Origin of the sequence: Clostridium sp., from assembly GCF_036639235.1 — a bacterium.
In the GTDB taxonomy this organism is placed as follows: Bacteria; Bacillota; Clostridia; order Clostridiales; family Caloramatoraceae; genus Clostridium_AB.
Genome location: NZ_JAVWJB010000098.1, coordinates 1 through 2,676, shown reverse-complemented (window position 1 = coordinate 2,676; position 2,676 = coordinate 1). Strand labels below are relative to the sequence as shown.

The following is a 2,676-nucleotide window of genomic DNA, read 5'->3' as shown; positions in this document are numbered from 1 at the left end:
ACTTGGAGGAACTTTAAGTATACAAACCATAATGACACTTGGATTTAGTGGTGTACTATTTATTGCTATCCAAATGATCATAACAATATCTGCTGTTATTTATATTGGTCGTAAAATGGGATTTGAAGACGACTTCACCTACCTTATGGCAAGTGGTAATGGTGTATGTGGTTCCTCTGCTATAGCATCTGTTGCACCTGCTATTAATGCAAGTGACAAAGATAAGGCAATATCAATTACCCTAGTCAATGTTACTGGTACAGTATTAATGCTAATACTGCCATTTATAGCCCTGGTATTCTTTAACCAGGACCTACTTGAAACCTCTGCACTACTTGGAGGTACACTTCAGTCTGTTGGTCAGGTTGTTGGTAGTGCTAAAATGATTAGCCCTGAGGTAACAGAACTTGCTACTATTTTTAAGATTGTTAGAATTATATTCCTAGTATTCGTTGTTATATATCTTTCTTACCTTAAGAATAAATCAAAAGGTGCAGAGGCTGAACTTGATATTGTTGACTCAGAGGATAATGATTTACTAATAGAAGATTTTGACAAGAAATCATCAAAACCTAAATTCAAACTTAAGATTCCATGGTATGTTATAGGATTCTTTGTGCTATGTGGAGTATATACACTTGGCATTATACCAAACTCACTATCAGCTACCTTTAAGGGAATAAGCTCAACATTTGAGGTTATTGCACTTGCAGCTATTGGTATGAGGGTTAAGATTCGCGATCTTATTAATCAAGGTTCTAAATTCTCAATTTATGCCGGGTTAATAGGTCTAGTTCAAACAGTCGCAGCTGTAATATTAATATTTATTATTCTTTAAAGCATATCACTTTAAGGGGTCAATTGACGCTTTATCATCCCAAGTAGCTTTATCACCCCTTGGTAAAACATGAGAAACCTATTTTTCATGATAGGCTGTTCCATTTATCAACAGCCTGAGCCATATATCATTACTTCGATATATGGCTTTTTAATTTACCTATATGTACTATACGTCTTTTAAGTGGTAGCATTTTTGTACAGCTATGACAAACTATTTCCCCATTAGATAATGATAAAATATGGTTTTCATATGTATCTAACTCTAGGGTTACCTTCTTTACAAATAATTCATCTACCTTTTCAAGTGATGTTGAAAGTCTTCCACATAAATGAATTACATCTACATTACTTTTTTGAATATGTTTAATTAGTTTAATATTTGATGGTGCTATAAATTCCTTAAAGGTTTTTGGACCAATTATATTAATATCACCACTTGGTTCTGCAAGGGAAATCATCTTTATTCCACTAACCTGATTAATATAATCAAACTGGAATTTTTCAATGTATTTAATTGCAAGAATTACACCTTCCCTATTTCTTTTACATTCCTTAAAGACAACAATAGGATTAATAAGACTTGATAATATAGTAAATGCCCCTTCAATATTAAGGCATAATACCTCATTACTTTCTTTAATGTATTCTATAACTCCTTGTGAATATGAAAGATCCCCAGCTACGCCACATAGGGGAGTTAATGTATTCTTCTCCATTAACTCTAAAAGTTCCTTAACCGATGAAAAATAATACTTACCTACTTCATAATCCTTAATCCCTAAATTATATAAAATACTTCTACACTCTACAAAACTATCAAAGGATATTGTTTTAAATATTTCTGAACTTCCTTCTAAACATGATTTTCCTCCACACAAAAACATAATACCCTCCTAAAAGCTTAAGCTATTAATAAACTCATTTTGGAATTCGCTATCTAGTGATAAATTTATAGACTTAACTTTCTTACTTAAATTTCTCATTTCCTGAATATATTCCTCATTTATACTACTAATAAACGCTCCTTCAAGTGAAGAATTACCTACAAACTTAACACTTCCATTAAACTTACCTGGCACTATGCCAGTTCTTCTTAATGACTCTTCATTTAAATGGTATCCAAATGACCCTCCTACTAAAAACTCCTTAACTTCTTCTAACTTAACCCTTCTACAAAGAATGTTAATCCCTGATATTATAGCTCCCTTTGCTAATTGAAATGACCTTATATCCTCCTGGGATATGTATATACTATCAGTTAAATATATTTTCTTATCCTCTACCTTAAAATATTTTTCAGCATTATCCTTATTTATTTTACCTGTCTTTAAAATAATTCTATGTTTAATAAATTCACTTATAATATCTATTATTCCACTTCCACAAATACCACATGGAGAACCATTGCCAATGGTTGAAATAACTATATTATCCCCATCTATTTTAAATCCATCAATAGCACCATCTTCAGCCCTCATTCCACATTCTATATTACTTCCCTCAAATGCTGGACCAGCTGCTGTTGCTGTTGTATATATCTCTCCACTGCTATTGATTCCAATCTCCCCATTGGTACCTATATCTATATATATAGAATTATTTCTATTTTCAAAGTTACAAGCAAACATTCCTGCTGTAATATCCGCACCTACATATGATGAAATTGAAGGAAGAAGTATTACATCCGAATTTACTTTAATAGAAATAGTATTTGAATTGATGTTATAGGTATCTAAAAACACACTTTCATATGGTGATTTAACAAGATTTTCAACACTTTCACCTGCTAATAAATGAAGCATAATTGTGTTTCCTGCTATATAAATACCATTAATA

The 2,676-nt window shown here is 31.7% G+C and carries 3 protein-coding genes; 1 reads left to right on the top strand and 2 read right to left on the bottom strand.

The genetic code is table 11. The annotated features are described in order from the left end of the window. Positions 1–838, top strand: an 838-nt coding sequence (locus tag RR539_RS10740) for a YeiH family protein (RefSeq protein WP_332500443.1), incomplete at its 5' end; no start/stop codon positions are given. Positions 839–968: 130 nt separating this feature from the next. On the opposite strand, the gene RR539_RS10735 is transcribed toward RR539_RS10740, so the two are convergent. Beyond that, positions 969–1,724, bottom strand: coding sequence for a uroporphyrinogen decarboxylase family protein (locus tag RR539_RS10735; protein WP_332500442.1), 756 nt, complete (start codon positions 1,722–1,724; stop codon positions 969–971). Positions 1,725–1,733: 9 nt separating this feature from the next. Next, on the bottom strand, positions 1,734–2,676 hold a 943-nt coding region (locus RR539_RS10730), incomplete at its 5' end, for an ASKHA domain-containing protein (protein WP_332500441.1).

Excerpts from the sequence above, each read along its gene's own strand:
- RR539_RS10735 (WP_332500442.1), bottom strand. The coding sequence starts at position 1,724 with ATGTTTTTGTGTGGAGGAAAATCATGTTTAGAAGGAAGTTCAGAAATA.